The following is a 26,490-nucleotide window of genomic DNA, read 5'->3' on the forward strand; positions in this document are numbered from 1 at the left end:
GGTGCCGGGGCTGCGCCCAATTGGCGGGATAATCGCGCCCCATGTCGTCCCCCAAAGTTCTCTTCGGCTTCCACGCCGTCGGCGTGCGCATGAAGACCGCGCCCCAATCCATCATCGAGGTCTACTACGAGGCCACGCGCCGTGATGCGCGCATGCGCCAGTTCCTCGACCGCGCCAAGTCGGCCGGCGTCCGGCTGATCGAGGCAGACGGCGAACGCCTGGCCAAGCTCGCCGGCAGCCACGGCCACCAGGGCGTGGCCGCGCGCGTGGAGGCGGTGGCCCAGGTGCATTCGCTGGATGAACTGCTGGAGCAGCTGGAGGCCGATGGCGTCAGCAACCCGCTGCTGCTGGTGCTGGACGGCGTGACCGATCCGCACAACCTCGGCGCCTGCCTGCGCGTGGCCGATGGCGCAGGCGCCCATGCGGTGATTGCGCCCAAGGACCATGCGGTGGGCGTGAACGCCACCGTGGCCAAGGTGGCCAGCGGCGCGGCCGAGACCGTGCCCTATTTCATGGTCACCAATCTGGCGCGCACGCTCAATGAGCTCAAGGAGCGCGACATCTGGATCATCGGCACCAGCGACGATGCGCCCAAGACCCTGTATGAGGTGGACCTCAAGGGCCCCACGGCCCTGGTGCTGGGCGCAGAAGGCGACGGCATGCGCCAGCTCACGCGCAAGACCTGCGACGAGCTGATCGGCATTCCCATGATGGGCGCCGTCTCCAGCCTCAATGTGTCCGTGGCCAGCGGCGTGTGCCTGTACGAGGCGCTGCGCCAGCGCGGCCTGGGCACCACGCCTGCCGTATCCGCCGCCCCGGCCGACCAGATCTAGGCTGGCGCGCCGCCGGCGCCCAGCTCCACCACGCTATCGAAGCCGCCCCAGAACATGCGCTTGGCGTCGAAGGGCATGGTGGCCGGGTCCATGGAGGCAATGCGCGGGTCCTTCATGACGGCGGCATTGATGCGGTCGCGCTCCGCGCGCGAGGCATAGACGATCCATGAAAAGAACACGATCTCGCCTTCCTTGAGCTGCACGGCCTGGGGAAACGAGGTCAGCTTGCCCATGGGCACGTCGTCGCCCGCGCATTCCCAGTACTGCAGCGCGCCGTATTCCATCCAGACCTTGCCTGCGGCCTCGGCCACCTCGCGGTAGGCCTGCAGGTTGGCCCGGGGAACGGGCAGTACGAATCCGTCGATGTAGTGCATGGTGCTCTCCTGGTGAAAACCGGCGTCAGAGCCGGGCTGCGAGTTCCGCCAACTGGTCTGCGCACTGGCCCCAGCCGCCGTGAAAGCCCATGGCCTCGTGCTGGGCGCGGTCGGCGGCATTCCAATGGCGCACCCGGGCGGTATAGCGGGTCTGGCTGCCTTCGGGGTCGAAGGTGACGATGCCCGTCATGAAGGGCTTGTCGGCTGGCACCCAGCCTTGGGTGAAGGCGTCGGTGAAGACCAGGCGCCGGTTGGGAATGACTTCCAGGTAGACACCGCTGCCGGGCATCTCCTGGCCTTCGGGGCTGCGCATGACGATGAGGCTGTGGCCGCCGGGCCGCACATCGTTGTCCACCCGGGCCACGCTCCAGGGGCTGGGTGCAAACCATTGCTGGATCAGCGCCGGCTCGGTCCAGCAGCGGTAGAGCCTGTCGGCGGGGATGTCGAACAGGCGCGTGAGCACCAGGTCGTTGGCGTGTTCGGGAAGGTCTTGTGCTGTCATGGTGCTCCTCATTGCATGGAGTGCAGGCCGATGCGGTTGCCCTCGGTGTCCACCACGACGGCGCAGTGGCCGTGGGGGCCGATGGAGAATTTGGCCTGCTCGATGTGCCCGCCTGCGGCCTCGACGCGGCCCTGTTCTATGGCGCAGTCCTCGCAGCCGAAATAGACCAGCGTGCCGCCGCCGCCGGAAGGTGCGCCGTCCATCCGCACCAGCATTCCGCCCGCGCCGGGGCCTGTCATGTCCATCGGAAAGGACAGCATCTCCTGGCTGTCGGAGCCATCGGGCGCGGGCAGGTGCTCCAGCTTGCCCTGGAAGACGGTTTCATAGAACCGGCGCGCACGCGCCATGTCCTGCACATGGATCTCGAACCAGACGACGGGATTGGCGTTCATGAGGACTCCTTCTTGGGTGACTGAGGCAATGTGTCGGCCGGCCTTGTTCAGGCCTCGCCCTTGACGTTGACCATCCAGGGTGTGTTGAAGCGGTCCGTCACCATGCCAAAGCCCGGCGACCAGAACGTGGCCTGGAAGGGCATGGTCACCTTGCCGCCCTCGGCCAGCGCGTTGAAGATGCGGCCGCCTTCGGTGGCGTCGTCCACGCCGATCGAGATCCACATGCCCTGGGCCTGCTGGTAGCCGCCGCCACCGCAGTTGTCGGTGGCGTCCGAGGCCATCAGCGCCTGGTCCCTGACCTGCAGGTGGGCATGCATGATCAGGCGCTTGTCGGCCTCGGGCATCTGCTCCATGCCCGGCGTCTCGCCAAAGGTGCTCTGGTGCACGATGGTGCCGCCGAACAGCCTGGCGTAGAAGGCGAAGGCCTCGGCGCAGTTGCCGTTGAAGTTCAGATAGGGGATGAATTGCATGGAACGCTCCTGGGAGGGACGGTGGCGAGGGGAGTGGAGGAACGGGAGGACGGGAGGAGGGGACCAGGAGGCTTCAGCCGCCGTCATGCGCGCGCTCAAGAGCGGCGATGTCCAGCTTTTGCATGCCCAGCAGGGCCTGCATCACGCGCTGGGCGGCGGCCATGTCGGGGCCTCCCATCCAGCTGGCCATCTGGGACGGAACGATTTGCCACGACAGGCCATGGCGGTCCTTGAGCCAGCCGCATTGACGCGCCGCCGGGTCGCCGCCCTCGGACAGGGCGCCCCAGTAGTGGTCTATCTCGTCCTGTGTATCGCAACTGACCATCAGCGAGACGGCCTCGTTGAAGCGGAACATGGGGCCGCCGTTGAGTGCCAGAAGGGGCTGGCCTTCCAGCTCGAATTGCACCGTCATCACGCTGCCCGCCGGCCTGCCGTGGATGTCGTGGCCTGCTTCGCCGTAGCGCGCAATGGCCGTGATGCGGGAATCGGGAAAGACTTCCGTATAGAAGCGCGCCGCCTGCTCGCCCTGGTTGTCGAACCAGAGGCAGGGCTGTATGCGGCCGGTGTGCAAAGCCATGCTTGTCTCCTTGGTGACGGTGATAACCGTTTCATGCCGTTCGATGCCGGCTTTTTATCGATTTCTGCCCGGCGTGTGTACGCCGTTCACATATGCTAGGGACTAAAATGGACGCTGTCCACATCAAGCGCTGTCAGCTTCGGTGTCAAGCTGTAAATCGGCGGGGCAGGGCTGTCTTCCCTCTCGGGTGATGCGGCCACGCAGAAAAAAGGAAGCAAAACAGTGACGCAGCGACGTGTCAGGCGTGAGTCATATCACCACGGCGACCTGCGCCAAGCCCTGGTCGAGGCTGGCCTGGCGCTGGCGCGTGAAGGCGGTCCCCAGGCGATCGTGCTGCGCGAGGCCACGCGCCGGGCGGGCGTGGCGCCCAATGCAGCCTATCGTCACTTTGCCAACCGCCAGGCGCTGTTTGATGCCGTGCGCGCCGCGGCCCTGGGCGCACTGGCCGCAGCCATCGAGGCCGAAATGGCCCAGGCGCGCACCCTGCCCGATGTGCTGCAGCGCTCACGCGCGCTGCTGGCTGCCGTGGGGCGCGGCTATCTGGGCTTTGCCCAGACGGAGACCGGCTGGTTTCGCACGGCCTTTGCTTCGGTCGAGTACGACGTGGACCTGCCGCCGGACACCACGCGTGCAGCGGCCATGGGACTGAACCCGTTCGAGCTGCTGGGCTATGCGCTGGACAGCATGGCCGAGGCCGGCGTGCTGCCTGCCGAGCGCCGGCCCCAGGCCGAGTTCCTGGCCTGGTCCGCGGTGCACGGCATGGCCTTGCTGGTGATAGACGGGCCGCTGCGCCACGCCACCGCCGAGCAGCGGCGCGCGCTGGCGCTGCGCCTGCTGGAGATGGTGGAAAAAGGCATTTGATGCGTGGCGGGGCGACACTGCCTCACAATGGCCTGCCTTTTTTCCATCGCCGCCCCGATGCCCGACGAACATTCCCTTTCCTCGCCTTCCCCCGCCGAGCCTGAACTGGCCGGCCAGGGCGAGCTGCGCGACCGCATCGCGCGTGCAGCCCATATCGCGGTGCTCACGGGCGCAGGCGTCAGCGCCGAATCCGGCGTACCCACCTTTCGCGACGACAAGAACAGCTACTGGGCACAGTTCAACCCGCAGGACATGGCCAGCGAGGCAGGCTTTCGCGCGCATCCGCAGCGCGTCTGGCAGTGGTATGCGCACCGGCGCGAAGCCGTGGCTGCGGTGCAGCCCAACGCCGGCCACCATGCGCTGGCGCAATGGGCCTTGCGCCACCCGGGCCGCATGACGCTGGTCACGCAGAACGTCGATGGCCTGCACCAGCGCGCAGGCAGCCCCGGCGTGCTGTGCCTGCATGGTGAGCTGATGCGGGACCGCTGGCTGGAAAGGCCGCGCGCATGCTGCGATCTGGCCCAGGTGAAGCCGGGCGAGCCGCCGCAGTGCGCCGTCTGCGGCAACCTGGTGCGCCCGGGCGTGGTCTGGTTCGGCGAGTCCCTGCCCATGGGCGTGTGGCAGGCCGCCGAGGCGGCGGTGCAGCACTGCGATGTGCTGCTGGTGGTGGGCACATCGGGCGCCGTGTACCCGGCTGCAGGGCTGGCGCGAATCGCACGCAGGGCGGGCGCACATGTGGCCGTGATCAATCCCGCACCGTCCGAGCTGGATGACGCGGCCCACCAATGCCTGCGCGGCCCGTCGGCACAGGTGCTGCCGCTGCTGCTGGGCGACTGAAGGCGGAGGGGCAGGCCGCCCGACGCGGCCCAGGGGGAGGGAAGGGGCTTGCGCCATGGCGGCTCCTTTTGACGCACAACTGGGGCAGTCCCCTCCCTCTCGCGCATCCGCTCAGATCCAGTCCAGCGCTCCCAGCGCCGCGCCGGCGCCCAGCAGCCACAGCAGGTGGATGCGCGTGCGCCAGACCAGCAGGGCGCAGACCAGGGTCAGCAGCCACAGGCGCCAATCCTGGGCGGGGCGACCGCTGCCCGTGCCCAGCAGCCAGCCCGTGGCCAGCAGCAGGCCGATGACCAGAGGGCCCATGCCCTGCTTGAAGGCCCGCACGCCGCGCCGGTTCCTGTTACGCTGGCCCCACCGCGATGCCTGCCAGGCCAGCAGCGAACTGGGCAAGAGGATGCCGATCATGCAGATGGTCACGCCCAGTGCTCCAAAGGCCCAGGCCAGCAGGCCCGTGCCTCCGCCTGCGTTCAGGCCCAGGTTCCATCCCAGCAGGGCGATGAACAGCACATTGGGCCCGGGCGCCGCCTGGGCAATGGCGATGGAGGAGCTGAATTGCGCCTCGCTGAGCCAGCCATGGCCATCGACCAGAAAACGGTGCATGTCGGGCGCCGTGGCAATGGCCCCGCCCACGGCCATCAGCGACAGCGTCAGGAAATACAGCAGCAACTGCAACCAGTCGGCGGGCTGCAGGCTCAGTGCAATCTGGTGGGCAGCATTCATGGCGTGAACTTTCTCCAGGTCAGCACGCAACCCGCGCCGCCGACCACCAGCAGCACCCAGGCCAGCGGAATGCGCATCACCGCCATGGCAATGAACGAGGCCAGCGCCAGCCCCGCGCTGCACCAGCGCCCCAGCGGGTGGCGGCTCAGCGTGCTGGCCAGCTTCAGGCCCATGCCCGCCACCAGGCCGGCTGCGACGGCGCCCATGCCGCGCAGCGCGCCGGCCACGGCGGGGTGGTCGGCCAGCTGGGAATAGATCACGGTCAGCGTCAGCACCAGCAGCATGGGAAAGCACAGCATGCCGCACACGGCCACCACGGCACCGCGCCAGCCGAAGTAGCGCTCGCCAATGGTGATGGACAGGTTGACCACATTGGGGCCGGGCATGATCTGGGCCACGGCCCAGTCCTCCACAAACTCTTCATTGGTCAGCCAGCGCTTTTTCTCCACCAGCTCGCGCTGTACCACGGCCAGCACACCGCCAAAGCCCTGCAGGGCCAGCCAGGTGAAGGACCAGAACAGATCGCGCAGATTGGCGGGGGCGGGGCGCCGGGCCGGCACATCGGCGGGGTCGTGTGGCGGGTGGGCCTGGGGCGGCGATGCGGGCATGTTCTGGCTTGTGTCTGAGCCGCCCGGGCAGGGCCCCGGGAGGGCATCGCTGTTGTCGTGGGGGAACCGCGCGGGCCGGTCCTGTCTTCGTGCCTGCCGCCGGGGCGGCACGCACGGAATGTTAATCCTGCGCAGCGGCCTTGTCGGCAGCGGCCCCATCGGCAACGGCGATGGGGGCATTGCAAGCGCAGATGGCTTGCTGCCGGCATGCGCCCAGGCCTGCCCGCCGGCCTGTCTGAACAGGAGTAGATTCTCTCCACCCACACAACCCGAGGATCTCCGACATGGACATGGATTGGAGCAAGGCGCTGCAGGAAAGCCTGGTCTGGCTGGCGGCGGCCTCAGTGATAACCGTCGTGGCTTTCGCGGCCGTGGCGCTGCTGGTGGTTCGATTCACCCGCTGGGGTCGGCAGTTCTGGCAGCTGGCCGGCCCGTTCCTGCACCCCAGAAACAGCTGGTGGCCGCTGCTGGTGTTCACGCTGCTGCTGGTGCTGGCCCTGGTCTCGGTGCGCATGAACGTGCTGTTTTCCTACTGGTACAACGGCTTCTACAGCGCGCTGCAGGAACTGGACCAGAAGGGCTTTTGGCGCTTCCTGGGTATCTTTGCGGTGCTGGCCACGGTCCACATCCTGCGCGAGCTGTTCAATTTCTATGTGAACCAGGCGTTTCGCATCCGCTGGCGGGTGTGGCTCAACGAGCGCGTGACCACCGACTGGATGCGCGGCGATGCCTACTATCGCAGCCACTTCCTGGACGAGCCGGTGGACAACCCCGACCAGCGCATCGAGCTGGATGTGAACACCTTTGTCTCGAACTCGCTGACCCTGGCGCTGGGTGCCGTCAGCGCCGTGGTCTCGCTGGTGGCGTTCACGGGCATTCTCTGGGGGCTGTCCGCGCCCATCGCGGTGGCGGGCGTGGAGGTTCCGCGGGCCATGGTGTTCGCGGTCTACCTCTATGTGATCGTCGCCACGCTGATCGCCTTTCGCCTGGGCCAGCCGCTGATCCGGCTGAACTTCCTGAACGAGAGGCTGACCGCCAACTTCCGCTACGCCCTGGTGCGCGTGCGCGAATATGCGGAGAACATCGCCTTCTACCAGGGCGCGGCCATCGAGCGCAACACGCTTTTGACGCGCTTTTCGGCGTTGATCGCCAATGTCTGGGCGCTGGTCTACCGCAGCCTGAAGTTCGACGGCTTCAACCTCACCGTCAACCAAGTGGCCGTGGTCTTTCCCTTTCTGCTGCAGGCGCCGCGCTTTTTCAGCGGTGCCATCAAGCTCGGTGATGTGATGCAGACCTCGCAGGCCTTTGGGCAGGTGCAGGATGCGCTGTCATTTTTCCGCACCTCCTACGACACCTTCGCCCAGTACCGCGCCGCGCTGGACCGCCTGTGCGGCTTTCTGGATGCCAATGCCCAGACCCGCGAACTGCCCCAGGTCGTCCACAAAGATCAACCCGGCGCCCTGGACATCGAGGGTCTGCAGGTCAGCCGCCCGGACGGCCACCACCTGCTCAGCGACCTGCAACTCAAGCTCACTCCCGGCCAGGCGCTGCTGATCAAGGGGCCTTCGGGCAGCGGCAAGACCACCTTGCTGCGGTCCATTGCCGGCCTGTGGCCGCATGCCCAGGGCACGGTGGGCCGCCCGGGCGGCCACCAGGCGCTGTTCCTGTCGCAGCGCCCGTATCTGCCGCTGGGCGACCTGCGCACGGCCATTGCCTATCCGATGGATGCTTCACCGCAGGACGACGAGCGCCTTCAACAGGCGCTGCGCCAGGTCAGCCTGGCCCATCTGGCCGACAAGCTGGATGTCAACCAGGATTGGTCCCGCATTCTGTCGATTGGCGAGCAGCAGCGCCTGGCCTTTGCCCGCGTGCTGTTCAACCGGCCCGCCATCGTCTTTCTCGATGAATCCACCTCGGCCATGGACGAGGGCCTGGAGCATGCGCTGTACACGCTGCTGCGCGAGCAGATGCGCTCGACCATGCTGGTGAGCGTGGGCCACCGCAGCACGCTGGCGGGTTTCCATACCCACGCGCTGGCGGTCGATGGCAATGGCGGGTGGACGCTGTCGGAAGTAAGCGCACCGCAGAGCGCCCCCCAGGCTTGATCCGCGTGCGGCCCTGGGCCGCGCGCGATCAATCGTCCATGGGCAAAGAATCGCAGTTGCTCAGGTCGGAGGGCGGCTGCTGGGGCAGCTGGCGCACCGCATCGCGCAAGGCGGTGCGCAGGCCCTCTTCAAGCACGGGGTGGTAGAAGGGCGCACGCAGCAACTCGTGCACGGTCAGTTGCTGCTGTACGGCCAGGGCCAGCATATGGGCCAGATGCTCGCCGCCCGGTGCGCACATTTCCGTGCCCAGCAGCAGGCCGCTGGCCGGGTCCGCATAGACGTGAAGCAGGCCCGCGTTGCGCTGCGCAGCGCGCGCACGCCCCTGGTGCGCGAAATCCACGCGGCCCACCACGAAGTCCTGGCCCAGCAGCGCCTTCATGGGCTGGCCCACGACGGCCGCGTTGGGCGAGCTGAAGACGATGGACAGCGGCGCGCGCCGCTCGAAGCAGGCCACGTTCTCTGCCATGGCGTTGGTGCCGGCAATATGGCCTTCGTCCACGGCCTCATGCAACAAGGGGCGGTCGCCATTGGCATCGCCCGCGAGGAACAGCGGCAGCTCGCCGACCTGCAGTGTCTCGCGGCTCACGGGCGGCTGCCCATGCTCGTCCAGCTCAAGTCCCAGCGTCTCAAGGCCCAGGCCTTCGAGCTGCGGGCGCCGGCCCATGGCGGCCACCACATGGTCCACGACGATGCGGGTGTCGCCTGCACGCACGACGATGCTGCTGTCCGGGCCCTTGCTCAACTGCACTTCATGGTCGGTGATCACCACCATCTCTTTCTCAAGCAGATGCCGCAACGCATCGGTGACGTTCTGGTCGGACAGGCCCGCCAGCTTCGGGCCGCGTCCCAGTGCGGTGACCTCCAGGCCCAGCCGCGCCAGCGCCTGTGCAATCTCCACGCCCAGCGGACCCAGGCCGACGACGGCCACGCGCGGGCCCAGCGTCTTGCGTTCGAACAAGGTGTCGGTGGTCAGGATGCGCTTGCCAAAGCGCTTCCATTCCTCCGGCACCACGGGGCTGGAGCCCGGAGCGAGGATGAGCTTGCGCGCAGCCAGCACCTTGCCATTGACCTCGATCCGATTGGCCGCCAGCAGCCTGGCACGCCCGTCGATGGCCCGCCAGCCCAGGCCCTCCGTGGCCTTGATCGTGCTTGCCACGAACTCGTCGCGCAGCTTGCGCACGCGGCGCAAAACGGCGGGCAGGTCCAGCTGCAGCCCGCTCGCGCCGCGTATGCCGAAGGCATCGAAGTGATGGCGTGCATGGAAGGCGTTGGCCGCCTCGATCAGGAGCTTGGACGGCATGCATCCCACCCGCGCACAGGTCGTTCCCCAGGGCCCGTCGTTGACGATGGCGAAATGCTCCGTGTGCTTGCGCACCTCGCGCAATGCCGACAGTCCGGCCGAGCCGGCACCGACGATGATCACGTCGAGGGCGGTGGTGGGTGGGTTTTTCATGCTGTCTGATTCCTTTGACTGTGGCACCAGGTCCCGTGGAGGTCTCCGCTGCCGGTGGATGTGCCGAAAGGTGTGTCGACGGGAGTGCCGACTGAAGTGCCGACAGATGGTCGAGATGACTGCCTCGCCTGCCATGGGACATGCGTGCCAGTCTGCATGCTGGCGCTCGCGGCAGTCGTAGGCGAAGGGCCGAAACCGCTGCTGGACATCCAGGGCCCGGCCGGTGCCGCGCAGGGGCTAGCCGGATGCCCAGTGTTGCCATGCCGCGCCCGTGCGGCTGCCTGATGCGCCGAAATCCGCTTCCCGCGCAAAGCGCCTGAGGGATGTCTCGGTAACCCTCAAATGGCTGATACGGCACAAGCGGCTTTGGGCTGTTTGCAGCCAGCGGCGCAGGGACCAATGAAGCTGCGCCACCATCTCGCCATGCACCTGTGCGCTGTGCAGGCGCAGGCGGCCATCGAGGATGAAGGCCCTCACCGACCGTGCGGACAGCTGCAGATCCTCGCAGACCTGCCTCAGCCCGACGCCTTCGCGGACCCGGGTGCTCAGGCCGCGCCTGTGCATCTGGCAGCGAACGGAGCGTTCGCTGCGGTCCAGCCGGCGGCAGATCACCTGCACGGGCAGGACGCCGGCCCAGCGTTCGAGTGCCAGCAGTTCTGCCGGACTCCAACGGCGGCGAATTGCTCCATTCGGCCATGCGCTGTCGGATGTCAGGCAGTGTGTGATTGCCATGGAGAGCCCCCATTCATATGGCGCTGCGCTATGGCATGGCCTGAATCCCGGATGCCGATGAGACAATTATTGATGGGGGATTCTTTTGCAAGCTTTTGATTTTGTTGATTGTTTTTATTGTTTTGATTGCTGCTCGGATGGACGGCTCCATACCGCGATGCCTATCGTGGGGCCGGGATGCGGATCACGGAAATAGCGTCTGCACCGGCACGCATATGCCAAGCCCCATGCGGATTTCCTGTTCGGCGCCCGATTTCCATGAACGACTTCTTTGCTTTTTCAGGAGAACCCTTCATGCGCCTTCAGCCAAAGCATTTGAATTTTTCCGCGGCGTGCCTTGCGTTGCTGGCACTGCCGGCCGCGCAGGCCCTGCCCATGCAGGACGTGGGCACGTCGGCAGGCCCGCAATGCGTGGGCCTGGACATCAACAACAGCGGCCATGTCGTGGGCGCCTGTGCAGAGAGCGACGGCTCGTCCGCAGGCTTCGTGTCGCTGGCGCCGGGCAGTGCGGCAGACCTTGTGCGCCTGTCGCCTGGGCGCAACTGCAACGCGGCGGCCATCACCAACAGCGGCCAGGTGGTGGGCAGCTGCCTGGACGGCAATTCGGTGTCCGTGGGCGTGTTCTGGAATGCGGCCACGCCGGCCACGGTGCAGACACTGCAGCCGCTGACGCTCGATGTGCGCAGCATGCCCACGGCATACAACCAGGGCGGCTATGTGGCAGGCGTCAGCCTGAGCGGCAGCAACACGGCCCGCCCTGTCATGTGGCGCAACAATGAAACCACGGCACGCGCGCTGCCGGCGGGCCTGCTGGGCCTGAACAGCACCAACTGCGTGCCGTCCGATGTGGACAATTTCGTGGTGGGCGGCAACATGCCGGGCATCGTGGGCAACTGTCCTGACAACAGCGGGCATCCGCGTCCTGTCTATTGGTCTGCCGCAGTCCTGGGCGGCTATATGGCCACGGCCCTGAACCTGCCTCTCAATGCCGTCTTCTGCCGCGCAAAGACCGTCGTCAATACCCGCATCATGGGCTACTGCGATTTCGGTGCCCAAGGTGGACGCACCGTCGTCTGGCTCAACTCGTCCTCCAGTCCGCAGGTGCTGTCCATATCGTCCCCGCCCGCGCGAAACAGCGGCGTCGATCTCAACATCCTCGGCGAGGTGATTGGGCACTACCAGTTGGCAGACGGGCGCAGCATGCCCTATTACTGGAACAGCCAGACCGGTGTCATCCGCGATATTCCTCCGCTGCCTGGCGGCATGAATGCACGTGTGGTGGATATCGGTGACAACGGAACGGTGGCAGGCCACAGCGAACTGGCCGACGGAAGTTCGCACGCCATCACCTGGACCCCCTTGGGCGGCACCGTGGACCAGGGAACCCTCGCAGGCGGCGAGAACAGTGCGGCCTCGGCACTGAGCCAGGATGGCTGCTACATGACAGGAAGGAGCGAAGTCGCGCAATTGGCCACGCATGCCTTCGTGCAGAACCTGTGCACGCCATGAAGGCGCAGCCTCGTCTCACACCGTGCATAAAGGAAATACCATGAAGATGCGATATCCAAGACTTGCAACCACACTGGCAATCGCTGTGTGCGGGCTCTGGGCCCCTGCAGTGCAAGCGAACGGCATTTCATTCGAGAATTTTTCCTCCTCCAATGCGGCACAGGCTTTTTTTGGCTCATATAGTATGTTGCCCCTGATGATGGCGCGAACGAGCGAGTTGTCGAAATTGATGGAAATGATGACTGCGAATACAGGTAAAACCGAACTAATGCCACTTCAGATGACGGCGAAATGAATATGAGCATGTTTGCGGTATGAATGCGCCTGTGGTGAATATAGGCGATGCCGCAATGGTGGCTTGCCACAGCGAAATGAGCGATGAAAGCTTTCGCGCCATCATCTGGGCGTCCACAGACAACGCGTGCTGTGTGCAGAATCTGTGGACTACTGCTCGTCAGTATCAATTCGAAAACGATGAGATAAAGGGGATGAAATGAGAGTTCGATATGAAAAATCATTGTCCACTATGGTGGTATTTGGTGTTTTAATGTCCTCATCTGCGGCGCATGCAAATAATATTTATTTTTCGGAAGATGGTCTAATAAATTTGGAAAATAGCAGCCTGTATGCAAATGGTAGTTCAGTTGGAGCTGGCTTTTATCATACTTGTGGCAGTGTTTTGATATCGGGAAATAAGTTGGTGACAGCTGCTTATTGCCTTGGGTATTCCTTTAGGGAACTACATTGATCAGGGCTTGAAAGCTAACTGTCTAATTTCACATGGCTTGTTTTGCCTGCTTGCGATTTGCTTTTTGGCCATTTGATGAGTAATTACCAGCATCAAATCAGTCTGGCAATGCCATGCGGCCCGGCCTTCCGCCATGGCTGGGCGCCTGTTCCGGCGCAGGGGCATCGTCGGCCATCAACTTCCCCATCAGGCCTCGCAGGATTGCCAGCGTCGGCGCCTCGCTGCGCTGACGCAGCGTGACCAGCCCGAAGCGGGCGGTGCTGCGCATGGGCGGGTCCATGGGCAATTCGGCCAGGTCCGGGGCGACGGCGCGCACGGCCAGCAGCACGGTGTCGCTGTTGCGCGCAACGTCCACAAGGCTGGGCAACTCCTCGCACTGCAGTGTGACGAACCGCGCCGGGTGGGCCGTGGCGCCATAGGTCTCCACCAGCAGCCAGGCCACCTGGTCGCTCAATGGTGTGGAGGCGACGGGGTAGCGCTGCACATCCTCGAAGCGCAGATCCCGCTGCAGGCGGGCCAGTGGATGGTCGGTGCGGCACATGAAGGCGGCGCGCATTTCGTGCACGACGTCCAGCGCAAGGTCGGGTGCGGGCCGCAGCGCGCGCAGGTCCACGACCAGGGCGTCGAGCAGGCGCTCGCGTAGCGAGTGCACCAGCAGATCGGTGCTGCCGCGCGCCACCTCGGTTCGCACGCCGGGATGGTGCACGGTCATGTGCTGCAGGAACGGCGTCATCAATATTGCGCCGGGGCCCGATCCCAGGCCCACACGCACGGTGCCGGCCGCACCCTCGCGCAATTGGCGCCCCCTGTCACGCAGCTCGTCGGCTTCAGCCACCAGGGCGCGTGCCCGTCCCAGCATCTCGCGGCCGAAGGCTGTGAGTTCGCTGTGGCGGCCGATGCGGTCGAACAAGGGTATGCCCAGCTCCTGCTCCAGCGCGCGCACGCTGCGGCTGAGGGCCGGCTGTGTCAGATGCATGGCCTCGGCCGAGCGGCTGAAGGAGCCGGTCTGCGCCACCGATATGAGATGCCTGAGCTGCACCAGCGTCATGATTTTTCGCGCCCTGAAGTCTGCATGAAACTCATGCTAATGCAGCCAACAATGCATTGGACGTTCGATGACCCGGCTCCTAGGATGCCGCGTATCCGGCCGACCGAGCCGGAGCCATCCACCAAGGAGACATGATGAGATTTTTGTTCCAGCGCGTTTGGCTGACGGGCGCCGGCCTGCTGCTGAGCGCGGGCCTGGCCTGTGCGCAGAGCCCGTCCTCCAGGCCCGTGAGCCTGATGGTTCCCTATCCGGCCGGCGGCCCTTCGGATGCCATTGCCCGCATCTTCAGCGTGCCGCTGTCCAAGGCACTGGGCCAGCAGGTCATCGTGGAGAACCTGGGCGGCGTGAGCGGCGCCATGGCCGCGCAGAAAGTGCTGGCCGCTCCGCCTGACGGGCACTACGTCTTCCAGGGCTCGCCCAACGAGGTGATCCTGTCGCCGCTGGCCAATGCCGCCGTGCGGCTCAAGGCCGAGGATTTCCGCCTGGTCCATCCCGTGGCCGAGGCCGTGATGGTCTTCGTCGCTCGCAAGGACCTGGAGGCCGGCAACGTGGATGAGCTGATCGCGCTGGCCCGCAAAAGCGCCAGCCGGCCGCTGTCGTACGGCAGCGTCGGCATTGGCTCGCTCTACCACCTGATCCTGGAGAAGGTGCAGCAGGACGCTGGCATACAACTCATGCATGCGCCCTACAAGGGCAACGCGCCGCTGCTGCAGGACATAGGCAGCGGGCAGGTCGATTTCGCTGTGCTCGTCTACAGCGCAGCCATGGGCGCGCTGGCCGAGCAGGGCCGGCTCAAGATCCTGGGCCAGCTGGGGGAGCAGCGATCGGAGCTGCTCAAGAATGTGCCCACGGTGCGTGAGGGCCGGGAGCTGAAAAACTTCGCCTACAAGACTTGGACCAGCTTCCTGGTGCGCAAGGACACGCCGCAGGAGGTGGTGCAAAGGCTGCACCAGGCGATAGGCGCCATGCTCAAGGACCCGGGCGTGCGCGAGCAACTGGCCCTGCAGACCCAACTGGCCGCGGCGCCCATGTCGCTGGCCGAAGCGGCGCAGTTCTATGAGGCCGAGACGGCCCGCTACCGCAGCATTGCCCGCTCCATCCGCCTGCAACCCCAGTGAGACGCCGCACATGAACACCCTTCTGGACACTTTGCGCGGCTCGGCCGCAGCCTTCGTCGAGCTGCGCCGCGACATCCACAGGCACCCCGAGCTCGGCTTCGAGGAACACCGCACCAGCGCCCTTGTCGCGCAGCAACTGGAGCAATGGGGCTACGAGGTGGAACGCGGCCTGGGCGGGACGGGCGTGGTGGGGCGGCTGGTGCGCGGCAGCGGCAGCCGGCGTCTGGGTCTGCGCGCCGACATGGACGCGCTGCCCATCGCCGAGGCCAATGAATTCGCCCATGCCAGCACGCATGCCGGCGTCATGCATGCCTGCGGCCATGACGGCCATACCGCCATGCTGCTGGCAGCGGCCCGGCATCTGGCCGAGCACGGCGGCTTCGACGGAACGCTCACGCTGATCTTCCAGCCTGCGGAGGAGGGCGGCGGCGGCGCCCTGCGCATGATGGAGGACGGCCTCTTCGAGCGACATCCCTGCGACGCCATCTTTGCCATGCACAACATGCCGGGCCTGCCCCAGGGAAGGCTGGCCTTGCGCGAGGGCGCAGCCATGGCGTCCTCCGACTACGCCACGCTCACGCTCACCGGGGTGGGCGGGCATGGTGCCATGCCGCACCGCGCGGCCGACCCCATCGTTGCGGCCGCCAGCATCGTCATGGCCTTGCAGACCATCGTCTCGCGCAACATCGATCCGCTGCAGATGGCGGTGGTGACCGTGGGCGCCATCCATGCGGGCAAGGCCAACAACGTGATCGCCCACAGCGCGGTGCTGGAGTTGAGCGTGCGTGCGCTGGATGCCGATGTGCGCAGGCTGCTGGAGGAGCGCATTCGCGACCTGGTGAGTGCGCAGGCCGAGAGCTTCGGCGTGCAGGCGCAACTCGACTGGCGACCCGGCTATGCCGTGCTGGTCAACACGCCCAAGGAGACGGACTTCGCGCGCCAGATCGCGCTGGAGCTGCTGGGCCCGGAACATGTCACGCTGCAGGCGCCACCCTTGCCGGGCAGCGAAGACTTTGCCTTCATGCTGCAGCGCGTGCCAGGCAGCTATCTGCTGATTGGCAATGGCAAGGGAAGCGAGCAAGGCGCCTGCATGGTGCACAACCCGGGCTATGACTTCAACGACGACAACATCGCCGTGGGAGCCGCCTATTGGGTGCTGCTGGCGCAGCGGTTTCTGGTGGCCGGTTGAACTGCTTGAGCCCGGCGCATCTCATTCGCTGGGGTGGACTTCCAGCCAGCCCACGCGTCCTTGACCGCTCTCGTTGAGGCGGCTCACAAAGCCTTCAGCCTGCGACTGCGGCAGGCGCAGATCGAACTGCACCAGCGATCCATGCTCGACCTGGAGCAATTCGGCGCCTGCCGCCTCGATCTCGCGCCGCACCAGGCCTTCGAGCGCATAAGGGACACTGCAGCGCAGCAATTGCATGCGCTGCAGCGTCACCTTCTCGGCGGTCAGCAAGGCCTGGGCCACGGCATCGGTGTAGGCACGGACCAGGCCGCCGGCGCCCAGCTTGACGCCGCCGAAGTAGCGCACCACGGTGGCCAGCACGCCTTCCAGGTCCTGGTGGCGCAGCACGTCCAGCATGGGGCGGCCTGCCGTGCCGCTGGGCTCGCCGTCATCGACGGCTGCCGACTGGCCTCCCGCCAGCAAGGCCCAGCAGACATGGGCGGCGCCCGGGTGCTCGCGGCGCAGCGCATCGACCACGGCCTGGGCGCTGGCGCGGTCGGCCATGGGCTGCACGCAGCCGATGAAACGGCTTTTCTTGATGAGGAGTTCGCTGTGCGCGGGTGCGCGGAGTGTCTGTGGCATGGAGGGCGGCAAGCTTACCCGATTGCCCCTGGCTCGGGATTTGGCGCATGGATTCATTACGCCTTTATTACGAAGCGCTACACATTTGTGAGCATGCGTACCTTGTGTTATTTCAGCTTCAGAGGGTTGCATCCAGGTTTGTCCTACAGAAATCGTGAAAGATTCGCAGTAAGCTTTCTGTCAAGGAGGCGCAACCATGAACACCCCACCTTCCCGCGATCCCGTTCTCACCGAACACACCTTTGGCCGCGATCATTTCAGTCCTCCGCCCATGGCGTTGGAGCAGGCAGGCCAGGACCATGAAGCCGCCGGTGGCGGCCTTCCTCTGGACCTGGACCAGCGCATTCGCAACGTAGGCGAATGGTGATGGCTGCAGCCGTGCAGCCAAGGGCCATCCGGCCAGGCTGAGCGGCTCCAACGACCGCCGACAGGAACGCAGCAGGCAATGGCCTCGCTGCGCTGGATTTATCATTCCAACATCTTCACCCAGGCCGGCTGCGCAATGCACCGGCCTTTTTGCATTCCTGCCACGGCCTGTTCCCGCACCCATGAGCAATGACACCGTCCGCAGCCATTGGCTGCTGGCACCTGCCTGCGCCAGCGATGCCAGCCTGCCTGTGCCGCTGGGCGATGTGACGGCGCTGCTGGAGCAGGTGGGCCGTTCCAGCGGCAGCAGCGACGAGGTGGCCGGGCAGCTGCTGCACCTGCTGGGCCGGCATGTGCCGTTGGCGCAGTGCACGATCTTTTCGTTCCAGGGGCGATCTCGGCCGCGCATCGTGGGGTTCGGGGACCGGGCACGCACAGGCGCACTGCCTTTGATTTCCCAGGATTACAGCGAGCGCTTCTATCCACTGGACGGCGCGCAGCGCGTGATGCAGGCCGAGCTGGCGCGGCAGCAGCGCAATCCCCAGGCGCCAGCGCGCGTCTGGCTCCATCGCCAGAAGCCTTCGGACGTGAGCCATCCCGAGTACCGCCGTGTCTGCTATGACCTGCCCCGCCTGGTGGAGCGGCTTTCGCTGCTGACCCTGCAGACCGGCGCACGCTGGCTGGCGGTGAATCTGTACCGGGGTGAGGAGCACGGCGGCTTTGACCCGCAGTCCATTGCACGCATCGAGGCCTTTGCTCCGCTGGTCATGCAGGCCATGCGCCTGCATTACGCAGGCCAGGCCCTGCAGGACGATCTGGCGGGCCTGGTGCTGGCGCGCCTGGCGCGGCGCTTTGCGCATCTCACGCAACGCGATATGGACGTGGTGCGCTGCGTGGTCGAGGGGCTGGACACCGAGCGGCTGGCGCAGCGCCTGGGCATCACGGTGGCCAGTGCCCGGACCTATCTCAAGCGCGTCTGCGGCAAGCTGGGCGTGCAGGGGCAGCGCGAGCTGTTTGCCTTGCTGATGGAGCCCGAGGCGCTGTCCTGAGCCTGGGGGCTGGAGGGTCCTGTCTGTCCCCATCCGGGGACATTGCCGGAGCGGGGGCTGCCTACACTGCGGCCTCACAAAGACGCAAGACGCAAGACGGAGACATCCATGCATCAGCCCCATGCCCAGCCGCGGCATTCCATCTACTACCGGTACCGGGTGCACCAGCCCTGGTTGCCTTCGCAGCATCCAGGGGTGCAGCGCCATCCTGTCGTCATCGTCGGCACGGGCCCTGTGGGGCTGACCACGGCGCTGGAGCTGGCGCGCCACGGCCAGCGCTGCGTGCTGCTGGAGTCCGAACTGCAGGTGTCCGAAGGCAGCCGCGCCATCGTCTTCACGCGCCGCTCCATGGAGATCCTGCAGCAGGTGGGCGTGGCCGAGCGGGTCATGGCGAACGCCTTGCCCTGGCGCTGTGGCAACTCGTTCTACCGGGGGCAGCGCGTGTTCCGCATGGAGGCGCCGCACAGCGAGGACGATCGCTTCCATCCCATGACCAATCTGCAGCAGCAGTACCTGGAGGAATACCTGGTCGATGCGGTGCTGGCCCATCCGCTGATCGAGCTGCGCTGGGGCAACCGCGTGGACCGGGTGGAGCAGGTCGGCAGCGGCGCCGCCGCAAAGGCGCGGCTGCAAGTGGACACGCCGCAAGGCCCGTATGCGATGGAGGCCGACTGGCTGGTCGCCGCCGATGGCGCCCGCTCCGGCATACGCACGGCCATGGGCCTGGTGATGGAGGGGGCGTCGTACGAGGGCCGCTTCGTGATCGCCGACATCCGCATCGACCTGCCACTGCCCACGGAGCGCCTGGCCTTCTTCGACCCGGTCTGGAACCCCGGCAACACCATCCTGATGCACCGCGAGCCGCATGGCATCTGGCGCGTGGACTACCAACTGCCTGCGGGCGAGGACGCGCAGCAGGCGATGCAGCCCGAATCGCTCAAGGCGCGCATCGACGCGCAGCTGGAGATGATCGGCTTCGGCGGCACGCCCTGGGAAATGGACTGGAGTTCGGTCTACTCCGCCCGCGCGCTGACCTTGCCGGACTATGTGCACGGCCGCGTGATCTTCGCGGGCGATGCGGCCCACATGCTGCCCATCTTCGGCGTGCGCGGTGCCAACACGGGTTTTCAGGATGCCCAGGCCCTGGCCTGGCGGCTGGCCCTGGTGGCGCGCGGCGTGGCGCCGATGAGGCTGCTGGACAGCTACAGCGGCGAGCGCGTGGGCGCGGCGCGCGAGATTGTCGAAGAGGCCGGCAAGAGCACGCGCTTCATGGCGCCGCCCTCGCGCGGCTTCCGGCTGCTGCGCGATGCCGTGCTGTCGCTGTCGCTCACCCAGGAATTCGTGCGGCCGCTGTACCACTGGCGCACCTCCCGGCCGCACGAATACGCGCACTCGCCGCTCAACAGCGCGGATGACGACAACCACCTGTTTGAAGCCGGCCCTGGCCATGGCGCACCGCCGCTGAACCTGCGCCTGGGGCCCGATGACTATCTGCTGGACCACCTGGGCGGTGGATTCGACCTGCTGTATTTCACCGATGGCACGCCCGTGCCTGCCCAGTGGTGCGAAGTTGCCAGGATGGCGCGCGGCCGTGGCGTGGGCCTGCGCATCGTGGCCATCTCCAGCCAGGCGGCCGCGCAGCCGGTCCAGGGTGCCGATCTGACCCTGGCCGATGCAGATGGCCGCTGCCGTGCACGCCATGGCGTGCCGGCAGGGCACCCGCCTGGTGCCGCCTATCTGCTGCGGCCCGATCAGCATGTCTGCGCGCGCTGGCTGGCGCTGGATGCCCGGCGCCTGCAATCGGCCATCGACAACGCCACCTGCACGCAAGGAGTTCCGGCATGAGCCAAGAACAGACATCACCCCACACCCTCGATATCGCCGGCCTGGAAACTGTCTACGACCAGCTGGCCACAGCCATCGACACGGCGGGCCCGCAGCGGTCCGAGCTGTTCCTGGTCAAGCTGGCGCTGCTGGCGGCCGAACGGCTGGGCAGCGCGTCCGTGTTCTCGGAGCTGGTGCAGGCGGCGCAGCAGGATCTCTAGTGCGTAGTCGCGCTCCAGGGAAAACCGCTATCGCTGTCGGGGTGCCGACGGGCCGTGGCATGGCCGGCACTGGCTAACATCGGCCCGAAAACAAGGGTCCCGCGAGCCATGGATGTACTCAGTGAAGTTCTCGATATTTGCCGCTCGGAGCGCGCCGTCACGGCGCGCTTTGCGCTGACGGCGCCGTGGAGCCTGAAGTCCACGGGCGTCACCGGCGCCATGATCCGCATGGCGCGCGGCGCGCCTTACTGGATCCAGGTGGAAGGCATGCCGGCGCTGCGGGTCGAGCCCGGCGATCTGGTCATGCTGCCCATGGGCGCCGCGCATGTGGTGGCGTCCGACATGGACGTTGCCAGCGAGCTGTTCTCGCGCATGATCGCCCGCCACGCCGAAGGACCGCGGGACGAGAATCCCCTGGTCTTCAGCCATGGCGGCGGCGGCGAGGCCACGGACATGTTTTCGGCCCTGTTGTGGTTTTCCGCCTACTGCCGTCATTCGGTGTTCCGCATCCTGCCGCCGCTGATCCACATCCGGGCAAGCGACCTGCCGCTGGCCGACTGCCTGGCCACCACCATGGAGTCGCTCACGCTGGAGACGCTGGCGCGGCGCCCGGGCTGGCGCCTGTCGGCCGCGCGCATGGGCGAGCTGCTGCTGGTCAACATCCTGCGCGAGCACCTGGCGCGCGAGGCCGCCGTGGGTGAAGGCTGGCTGCGGGGCCTGGGCGATGCCTGTGTTGCGCGTGCCCTGGTGTGCATGCACCGCGAACCGCAGCGGGCCTGGAGCGTGGAGACGCTGGCCATCGAGGCCGGCATGTCGCGCACCCGCTTCAGCATGCGTTTCAAGGAGCTGGTGGGTGCCACGCCCATCGGCTATCTGACGGCGCACCGCATGGCGCTGGCCGCCCAGCAGATGGAGGCCGGCGGGCTGTCATCGGCCCGCATCGCCGAGAACGCGGGCTACGACTCGCCGAAGGTGTTTGCGCGGGCATTTCGCCGCTGGTCCGGGCACACGCCCAAGGCCTGGCTGGCGCAGGAGGCCGCAAAGAGGTCGGGCTGGCAGCAGCAGGAAGGCCGTATCAGGGGGCTGGAGCAAGACCCTTGACCAGCAGGGTTGAGTGCCGAAACGTACACTGGCCGGTTCCTTCCGCACAGGCTCCCAGAAGCCGAACCGCCCATCATGAACGCCCCCGTTGACGTTTCCTTCTTCCATCGCGCCGCCAAGCCGCTGACCAGCTATCGTCCTTACTGGGCCAAGCGCTTCGGCACGGCCCCGTTCCTGCCGATGAGCCGGGCCGAGATGGAACAGCTTGGCTGGGACAGCTGCGACGTGATCCTGGTGACGGGCGACGCCTATGTGGATCACCCCAGCTTCGGCATGTCGGTGATCGGCCGGGTGCTGGAGGCACAGGGCTTTCGCGTGGGCATCATTGCCCAGCCTGACTGGCAAAGCGCCGAGGCCTTCAAGGCCCTGGGCCGGCCCAACCTGTTCTGGGGCGTGACGGCGGGCAACATGGATTCCATGATCAACCGCTACACGGCCGATCGCAAGATCCGCTCCGACGATGCCTACACGCCGGGCGACGTGGGCGGCAAGCGCCCTGACCGCGCGGCCATCGTCTACAGCCAGCGCTGCCGCGAGGCCTACAAGGACGTGCCCATCGTGCTGGGCGGCATCGAGGGCAGCCTGCGCCGCATCGCCCACTACGACTACTGGAGCGACAAGGTGCGCCGCTCCATCGTCGTGGACAGCAAGTGCGACATCCTGCTGTACGGCAACGCCGAACGCGCCCTGGTCGAGGTGGCCCACCGCCTGGCTGCGCGTGAGCCCGTGGAAAGCATTACCGATGTGCGCGGCACGGCCTTCTTCCGCCGTGAGTCGGAAGCGGGCTGGTTCGAGCTGGATTCCTCCGTGGTGGACGAGCCCGGCGTGGTCGAGCCCCACATCAACCCCTACATGACCACCAGCGAGCAGGCCGAGGCCCAGGGCCAGACCTGCTCCAAGGAAGAGGGTGATGCCGACGCGAAGCCGGACAGCGCCTCGGTCGCCGCTGTTCAGACCATCCAGTTCGTGCCCAACCCGTCGCTGCGCGGCAAGGGCAAGCAGCCGCCGCGCGACAAGACCGTGCTGCGCCTGCCCAGCTACGAGCAGGTCAAGGCCGATCCCATCCTCTACGCCCACGCCAACCGCGTGCTGCACTTGGAGACCAATCCCGGCAACGCCCGCGCCCTGGTCCAGGCCCACGGCGAAGGCGTGACCGCGCGCGATGTGTGGCTGAACCCGCCCCCCATCCCGCTGACCACGGCCGAGATGGACTGGGTCTTTGGCCTGCCGTATGCGCGCAGCCCCCATCCCAGCTATGCCGACGCCAACGGCAGCCATGAGGGCGAGACCAAGATCCCGGCCTGGGAGATGATCCGCACCTCGGTCAACATCATGCGCGGCTGCTTCGGCGGCTGCACCTTCTGCTCCATCACCGAGCATGAAGGCCGCATCATCCAGAGCCGCTCCGAGGAGTCCATCATCCAGGAGGTCGAGGACATCCGCGACAAGGTCAAGGGCTTCACCGGCACCATCTCCGACCTGGGCGGCCCCACGGCCAACATGTACCGCCTGGGCTGCAAGAGCCCCGAGATCGAGGCCGCCTGCCGCAAGCCCAGCTGCGTGTTCCCCGGCATCTGCCAGAACCTGCACACTGACCATGCCCCGCTGGTCAAGATCTACCGCCGCGCGCGCAATCTGCCGGGCATCAAGAAGATCCTGATCGGCTCGGGCCTGCGCTACGACCTGGCCGTGAAGTCGCCCGAGTACGTCAAGGAACTGGTGCAGCACCATGTGGGCGGCTACCTGAAGATCGCGCCCGAGCACACCGAATCCGGGCCGCTGACCAAGATGATGAAGCCGGGCATAGGCAGCTATGACCGCTTCAAGCAGATGTTCGAGCAGTTCAGCGAGGAAGCGGGCAAGAAGCAGTACCTGATTCCCTACTTCATCGCCGCCCACCCGGGCACCAGCGACGAGGACATGATGAACCTCGCCATCTGGCTGAAGAAGAACGGATTTCGCGCCGACCAGGTGCAGACCTTCTACCCCAGCCCCATGGCCACGGCCACGGCCATGTACCACTCGGGTCGCAACACCCTCACCAAGGTGCGTCGCCATATGCGCGACGTGAACGAGGAGTCGGTGGACATCGTGCGCGGTGAAAAGCGCCGCCGCCTGCACAAGGCCTTCCTGCGCTACCACGACCCCAACAACTGGCCGCTGCTGCGCGAGGCCTTGAAGGCCATGGGCCGTGCCGACCTCATCGGCAACGGCAAGCAGCACCTGATCCCCACCTTCCAGCCCTTGGTTGATGGCGGCTACCAGAGCGCGCGCCGCAAGAACAGCACCCAGGGAACGGGCGTGGCCGCGCGTGCCGTGGTCTCCCAGCAGGGCAAGGCCTATGCCCTCAACAAGGCCGGTGGCAAGAGTGCGGGGCCGGCCAAGGCGCAGGCACAGGCCCGCGACCCCGGAGGCGACGTGCGCTTGCGCTCCAGCCAGCCCAAGCCCGGCCGCATGCTGACCCAGCACACGGGCCTGCCACCGCGCCCTGGCGTGGGCGGCTCCGCAAGCGCTGCCGGGGCCGGCCGCAAGGCCGCGCCGGGCGGGCGCAAGCCGCGCTGAGGCGCCTCAGCCGACTGCCGGCGCCAGCGTGCCCTGCCATTCGCGGCGGGCGGCCTGGGCACCGCTTTCGAAGTACTGCGTGTCCAGTGGCACGGGCCGCGCCAGGGCGAAGCCCTGCGCGTAGTCCACGCCCACGGCCTGCAGGGCCTGGGCGATCTCCCGGCTTTCCACATACTCGGCCACCGTGCGCTTGCCCAGGATATGGCCTATGCGGTTGATCATCTCCACCATGGCGTGGTTGCTGGGGTCCTGGAGCATGTCGCGCACAAAGCCGCCGTCGATCTTCAGATAGTCCACGGGCAACTGCTTCAGATAGGTCAGCGAGGACATGCCCACGCCGAAGTCGTCCAGCGCAAAACGGCAGCCCAGCGTGCGCAGGGCCTGGATCAGCCGGGTGGCGCTGGACAGACTGGCGATGGCGCTGGTCTCGGTGATCTCGAAGCACAGCAGCTGCGGCGCGATGCCGTGCGTGCTCAGCTGCGCCTGCACAAAGTCCAGCAGCCCGTCGTCGTCGAGGCTGGGGCCTGACAGATTGATGGCGCAGGTGTCGATATGACGCAGCGCGGCCGGATGCTCGGCCAGCGTGGCCAGCGTTCTGGCGATCACCCAGCGGTCGACGGTGGGCATGATGCCGTAGCCCTCTGCCGCGGGTATGAACGCGGCTGGCGAGATGATCTGGCCCTGCTCGTCGCGCAACCGCAGCAGCACCTCGAAATGCAGGCCGCGCTGGCCATCGGGCTGCAGCGGTGCAATGCTTTGTGCGTACAGGCAAAAGCGCTCCTGCTCCAGCGCCGTGCGTATGCGCGTGACCCATTCCATCTCGCTGACGTGGCGGGTGTATTCGCCGTCGTCGCTGCGGTAGACATAGATGCGGTTGCGGCCGCGCTCCTTGGCGCGGTAGCAGGCCATGTCGGCCATGCGCAGCAGGTCCTGGGCCGACTGGACCTCGCCGCCGATGTGGACCAGTCCAATGCTCAGTCCTGTGCGCAGCACCTGCTTGCCCCAGTGCACGTGCAGGGCTTCGGCAGCCTGGCGCAGCTTTTCGGCAATGCGCAGCGCGGGCTCGGGCGGACAGTTCTCCAGAAGAACGCCGAATTCGTCGCCGCCCAGGCGGGCCAGGGTGTCTGTCTCACGCAGGTTGTGCAGCAGCAGACGGCTGACCTCGCACAGCATTTCATCGCCCGCCGGATGGCCGCAGGTCTCGTTGATGAGCTTGAACTGGTCCAGATCCATGTACAGCAGGGCTGCGGGCCGCAGCCTGTGCTGGCCCTGGTTGAGCAGGCGCTGCAGGCGGCGCTCGAATTCCACGCGGTTCTCCAGCCCGGTCAGGCCGTCATGGCTGGCATGCCAGGAAAGCTGGTCCAGATACTGCTGCTCACGCGAGACATCCCTGAGCACGATCACCGCACCTGCCGGGCGCTCCCCGCCGCCGCTGATGGCCGAGCCCATGAGCTTGACCGGCACGATGCTGCGGTCATGGCGCCGCAGCCACCGCGTGTGCTCTTCGCGCAATTGCCGACCCGACAGCAGATGGGTCAGCAGGCTTTCCGCCGTCTGGGTGGTGTCGATGCTGTTGAAATGCAGGCCCTTGGCCAGGTGCCGTCCCTTGAGTTGCTGCTCGCTGCTGCCCAGCAGGCCCAGCGCGGCAGGGTTGGCATAGTCCACCACGCCCTGGGCGTCCGTGGTGATCACGGCATCGCCCAGCGATGCCAGCGTGGTCTGGGCCCTTTCCTTTTCGGTCAGCAGGTCGTTTTGCACCTGCTGGCGCTGCTGCAGCATGCGCCGCGTATGCCAGAGCGCCACCAGGATCAGCGCCACGCCCAGCATCAGGTGAATGCACTGCAGCCACATCACCATCTGCCGGGAGCTGCGACCCAGCGAGGCGCTGAACTGCTGGGTGGCGGGTGTGACGCCGGCGTTGATCTGCTCGATCTCGCGCTTCCAGGTGATGACGTCCTCGGCGCTCACGCTTCCCACGGTGTGGCGCTGCTCTATCTCCTGCGCCAGCCGGTCGAGCTGCTGCAGGTACTGGTCGCCCTGCTTCCAGTAACGATAGGGCTCCTCCAGCAGTTCGACATGGCGAAAAGTCTGCATCAGCCAGATCAGCGCGTCGGCATCGTCCGGGTGGTTGCCTCCCAGCAGAATGCCGGCGCGCGCGTCCTTGACCCTGGCCGGCACATCGTCCAGCGCCATGCGGGCCTGCCAGTCGCCTGCAGGAACGATCATGGCCTGCTCGAAGCGCGCCAGGTCGCGCGCCGAGCCGCTGTCCACATAGCGGCTCAGGGCGTAGATGGCATCCTTCTGTGCCTTGGACCACAGGCTTTCTCCGGCCACGAAGGCGCGCACCGCAGACACAAGGTAGAGGCTGCCGCTGGCCATGACCACCAGCACCACGACCACCAGCACCAGGGGCCAGATGCGCTGCACCAGCTGCAGTACCGGCACATGGGCTGGGGGCTGGCTTTGCATAGGCGGTGGACGGAAGGGGGACCCGGCGGCGGCCTTAGGCGCTGGCGCCGATGCGCTGCAGGCCAGGCGCTGAGTGGCTAGGTGGCTGACGCATCCCGGATAGCGGGGCGGTCGATGGATGTTCTCGAACCATGGGGCTGCCTCCAGATGAGCCGATTATGGGTGTTTCCAGATGTGTTCGGGTTGTCTGGTTGTATGCGC

General features: G+C 66.5%; 27 protein-coding genes. 15 read left to right on the plus strand and 12 right to left on the minus strand.

Annotated elements, in window-relative coordinates; all coding sequences use genetic code 11:
• The first annotated feature begins 41 nt into the window (after nucleotides 1-41).
• A complete protein-coding gene (gene rlmB / locus U6958_RS15510; protein WP_016447151.1) occupies nucleotides 42-833 on the plus strand; it encodes a 23S rRNA (guanosine(2251)-2'-O)-methyltransferase RlmB in 792 nt (263 codons plus the stop codon).
• On the opposite strand, the gene U6958_RS15515 is transcribed toward rlmB, so the two are convergent.
• From U6958_RS15515 to U6958_RS15535, 5 genes are all read right to left on the minus strand, one after another.
• Complete coding sequence (locus U6958_RS15515; protein ID WP_017403913.1) at nucleotides 830-1,207, minus strand: DUF1428 domain-containing protein; 378 nt, start codon at nucleotides 1,205-1,207, stop codon at nucleotides 830-832. The genes rlmB and U6958_RS15515 overlap by 4 nt on opposite strands.
• A gap of 25 nt (nucleotides 1,208-1,232) precedes the next feature.
• A complete protein-coding gene (locus U6958_RS15520; RefSeq protein ID WP_074921311.1) occupies nucleotides 1,233-1,709 on the minus strand; it encodes an SRPBCC family protein in 477 nt (158 codons plus the stop codon).
• A gap of 8 nt (nucleotides 1,710-1,717) precedes the next feature.
• Nucleotides 1,718-2,101, minus strand: coding sequence for a VOC family protein (locus U6958_RS15525; RefSeq protein WP_017403915.1), 384 nt, complete (start codon nucleotides 2,099-2,101; stop codon nucleotides 1,718-1,720).
• 47 nt (nucleotides 2,102-2,148) lie between these two features.
• Entirely contained in the window at nucleotides 2,149-2,571 is a 423-nt protein-coding gene (locus U6958_RS15530; protein WP_074921310.1) for a VOC family protein, read from the minus strand.
• Nucleotides 2,572-2,644: 73 nt separating this feature from the next.
• The gene (locus tag U6958_RS15535) at nucleotides 2,645-3,148 is read right to left on the minus strand and encodes a VOC family protein (RefSeq protein ID WP_074921309.1); all 504 of its coding nucleotides are present in this window, start codon (nucleotides 3,146-3,148) and stop codon (nucleotides 2,645-2,647) included.
• A 222-nt stretch (nucleotides 3,149-3,370) separates the two neighbouring features.
• Here U6958_RS15535 and U6958_RS15540 point away from each other — a divergent pair, with 222 nt between their 5' ends.
• Together U6958_RS15540 and U6958_RS15545 are read left to right on the plus strand one after the other, a co-directional pair.
• Entirely contained in the window at nucleotides 3,371-4,009 is a 639-nt protein-coding gene (locus U6958_RS15540; protein WP_016447146.1) for a TetR/AcrR family transcriptional regulator, read from the plus strand.
• A 57-nt stretch (nucleotides 4,010-4,066) separates the two neighbouring features.
• Nucleotides 4,067-4,846: an NAD-dependent deacylase gene (locus tag U6958_RS15545; RefSeq protein ID WP_026062008.1), complete on the plus strand. Its 780-nt coding sequence runs from the start codon at nucleotides 4,067-4,069 to the stop codon at nucleotides 4,844-4,846.
• 111 nt (nucleotides 4,847-4,957) lie between these two features.
• Here U6958_RS15545 and U6958_RS15550 read toward each other — a convergent pair whose 3' ends face one another.
• Both U6958_RS15550 and U6958_RS15555 read right to left on the minus strand, forming a co-directional pair.
• Nucleotides 4,958-5,566, minus strand: a complete 609-nt coding sequence (locus U6958_RS15550) for a chromate transporter (RefSeq protein WP_074921308.1) — start codon at nucleotides 5,564-5,566, stop codon at nucleotides 4,958-4,960.
• On the minus strand, nucleotides 5,563-6,174 hold the full coding sequence (locus U6958_RS15555; RefSeq protein WP_074921307.1) for a chromate transporter: 612 nt from the start codon (nucleotides 6,172-6,174) through the stop codon (nucleotides 5,563-5,565). Before U6958_RS15555 ends, U6958_RS15550 begins: the two co-directional genes overlap by 4 nt.
• 284 nt (nucleotides 6,175-6,458) lie before the next feature.
• Between U6958_RS15555 and U6958_RS15560 the strand changes: the two genes are divergently transcribed.
• Nucleotides 6,459-8,279 (plus strand): ABC transporter ATP-binding protein/permease, encoded by a 1,821-nt coding sequence (locus U6958_RS15560; protein ID WP_074921306.1) that lies wholly within the window; start codon nucleotides 6,459-6,461, stop codon nucleotides 8,277-8,279.
• Nucleotides 8,280-8,307: 28 nt separating this feature from the next.
• On the opposite strand, the gene U6958_RS15565 is transcribed toward U6958_RS15560, so the two are convergent.
• Both U6958_RS15565 and U6958_RS15570 read right to left on the minus strand, forming a co-directional pair.
• Nucleotides 8,308-9,732, minus strand: a complete 1,425-nt coding sequence (locus U6958_RS15565) for a dihydrolipoyl dehydrogenase (RefSeq protein ID WP_074921305.1) — start codon at nucleotides 9,730-9,732, stop codon at nucleotides 8,308-8,310.
• A 237-nt stretch (nucleotides 9,733-9,969) separates the two neighbouring features.
• Nucleotides 9,970-10,464 (minus strand): hypothetical protein, encoded by a 495-nt coding sequence (locus U6958_RS15570; RefSeq protein WP_061288113.1) that lies wholly within the window; start codon nucleotides 10,462-10,464, stop codon nucleotides 9,970-9,972.
• A gap of 294 nt (nucleotides 10,465-10,758) precedes the next feature.
• Between U6958_RS15570 and U6958_RS15575 the strand changes: the two genes are divergently transcribed.
• The 3 genes from U6958_RS15575 to U6958_RS15585 are packed head-to-tail and all read left to right on the plus strand — an operon-like array spanning nucleotide 10,759 to nucleotide 12,470.
• Nucleotides 10,759-11,973, plus strand: a complete 1,215-nt coding sequence (locus U6958_RS15575; RefSeq protein WP_074921358.1) for an HAF family protein — start codon at nucleotides 10,759-10,761, stop codon at nucleotides 11,971-11,973.
• Nucleotides 11,974-12,013: 40 nt separating this feature from the next.
• Nucleotides 12,014-12,268: a hypothetical protein gene (locus U6958_RS15580; RefSeq protein WP_143044511.1), complete on the plus strand. Its 255-nt coding sequence runs from the start codon at nucleotides 12,014-12,016 to the stop codon at nucleotides 12,266-12,268.
• Nucleotides 12,269-12,287: 19 nt separating this feature from the next.
• Nucleotides 12,288-12,470 carry a hypothetical protein gene (locus tag U6958_RS15585; RefSeq protein WP_074921304.1) on the plus strand — a complete coding sequence of 61 codons (183 nt, stop codon included), beginning with the start codon at nucleotides 12,288-12,290 and terminating at the stop codon, nucleotides 12,468-12,470.
• Between the two features lie 348 nt (nucleotides 12,471-12,818).
• Here the strand turns inward: U6958_RS15585 and U6958_RS15590 are convergent, their stop codons facing one another.
• On the minus strand, nucleotides 12,819-13,769 hold the full coding sequence (locus tag U6958_RS15590) for a LysR family transcriptional regulator (protein WP_046239846.1): 951 nt from the start codon (nucleotides 13,767-13,769) through the stop codon (nucleotides 12,819-12,821).
• Between the two features lie 134 nt (nucleotides 13,770-13,903).
• Between U6958_RS15590 and U6958_RS15595 the strand changes: the two genes are divergently transcribed.
• Together U6958_RS15595 and U6958_RS15600 are read left to right on the plus strand one after the other, a co-directional pair.
• On the plus strand, nucleotides 13,904-14,887 hold the full coding sequence (locus tag U6958_RS15595; RefSeq protein WP_013802199.1) for a tripartite tricarboxylate transporter substrate binding protein: 984 nt from the start codon (nucleotides 13,904-13,906) through the stop codon (nucleotides 14,885-14,887).
• A 10-nt stretch (nucleotides 14,888-14,897) separates the two neighbouring features.
• On the plus strand, nucleotides 14,898-16,076 hold the full coding sequence (locus U6958_RS15600) for a M20 aminoacylase family protein (protein ID WP_074921303.1): 1,179 nt from the start codon (nucleotides 14,898-14,900) through the stop codon (nucleotides 16,074-16,076).
• A gap of 21 nt (nucleotides 16,077-16,097) precedes the next feature.
• Here U6958_RS15600 and U6958_RS15605 read toward each other — a convergent pair whose 3' ends face one another.
• Nucleotides 16,098-16,697 (minus strand): YigZ family protein, encoded by a 600-nt coding sequence (locus tag U6958_RS15605; protein WP_074921302.1) that lies wholly within the window; start codon nucleotides 16,695-16,697, stop codon nucleotides 16,098-16,100.
• Nucleotides 16,698-16,893: 196 nt separating this feature from the next.
• On the opposite strand from U6958_RS15605, the gene U6958_RS15610 reads away from it, so the two are divergent.
• The 6 genes from U6958_RS15610 (at nucleotide 16,894) to U6958_RS15635 (ending at nucleotide 23,820) form a co-directional block, all read left to right on the plus strand.
• Complete coding sequence (locus U6958_RS15610; protein ID WP_016447134.1) at nucleotides 16,894-17,064, plus strand: hypothetical protein; 171 nt, start codon at nucleotides 16,894-16,896, stop codon at nucleotides 17,062-17,064.
• Between the two features lie 181 nt (nucleotides 17,065-17,245).
• Nucleotides 17,246-18,112, plus strand: a complete 867-nt coding sequence (locus U6958_RS15615) for a helix-turn-helix transcriptional regulator (protein ID WP_016451682.1) — start codon at nucleotides 17,246-17,248, stop codon at nucleotides 18,110-18,112.
• 108 nt (nucleotides 18,113-18,220) lie between these two features.
• The gene (locus U6958_RS15620) at nucleotides 18,221-19,957 is read left to right on the plus strand and encodes an FAD-dependent monooxygenase (RefSeq protein ID WP_074921301.1); all 1,737 of its coding nucleotides are present in this window, start codon (nucleotides 18,221-18,223) and stop codon (nucleotides 19,955-19,957) included.
• Nucleotides 19,954-20,157, plus strand: a complete 204-nt coding sequence (locus tag U6958_RS15625; protein ID WP_016447131.1) for a hypothetical protein — start codon at nucleotides 19,954-19,956, stop codon at nucleotides 20,155-20,157. Before U6958_RS15620 ends, U6958_RS15625 begins: the two co-directional genes overlap by 4 nt.
• Nucleotides 20,158-20,265: 108 nt before the next feature.
• On the plus strand, nucleotides 20,266-21,258 hold the full coding sequence (locus tag U6958_RS15630; RefSeq protein WP_016447130.1) for an AraC family transcriptional regulator: 993 nt from the start codon (nucleotides 20,266-20,268) through the stop codon (nucleotides 21,256-21,258).
• Nucleotides 21,259-21,333: 75 nt separating this feature from the next.
• Nucleotides 21,334-23,820 carry a YgiQ family radical SAM protein gene (locus U6958_RS15635; protein WP_074921300.1) on the plus strand — a complete coding sequence of 829 codons (2,487 nt, stop codon included), beginning with the start codon at nucleotides 21,334-21,336 and terminating at the stop codon, nucleotides 23,818-23,820.
• Between the two features lie 6 nt (nucleotides 23,821-23,826).
• On the opposite strand, the gene U6958_RS15640 is transcribed toward U6958_RS15635, so the two are convergent.
• The gene (locus U6958_RS15640) at nucleotides 23,827-26,289 is read right to left on the minus strand and encodes an EAL domain-containing protein (protein ID WP_074921299.1); all 2,463 of its coding nucleotides are present in this window, start codon (nucleotides 26,287-26,289) and stop codon (nucleotides 23,827-23,829) included.
• Nucleotides 26,290-26,490 lie beyond the last annotated feature (201 nt).

Origin of the sequence: Delftia lacustris (genome assembly GCF_040267515.1) — a bacterium.
GTDB lineage: Bacteria > Pseudomonadota > Gammaproteobacteria > Burkholderiales > Burkholderiaceae_C > Comamonas > Comamonas tsuruhatensis.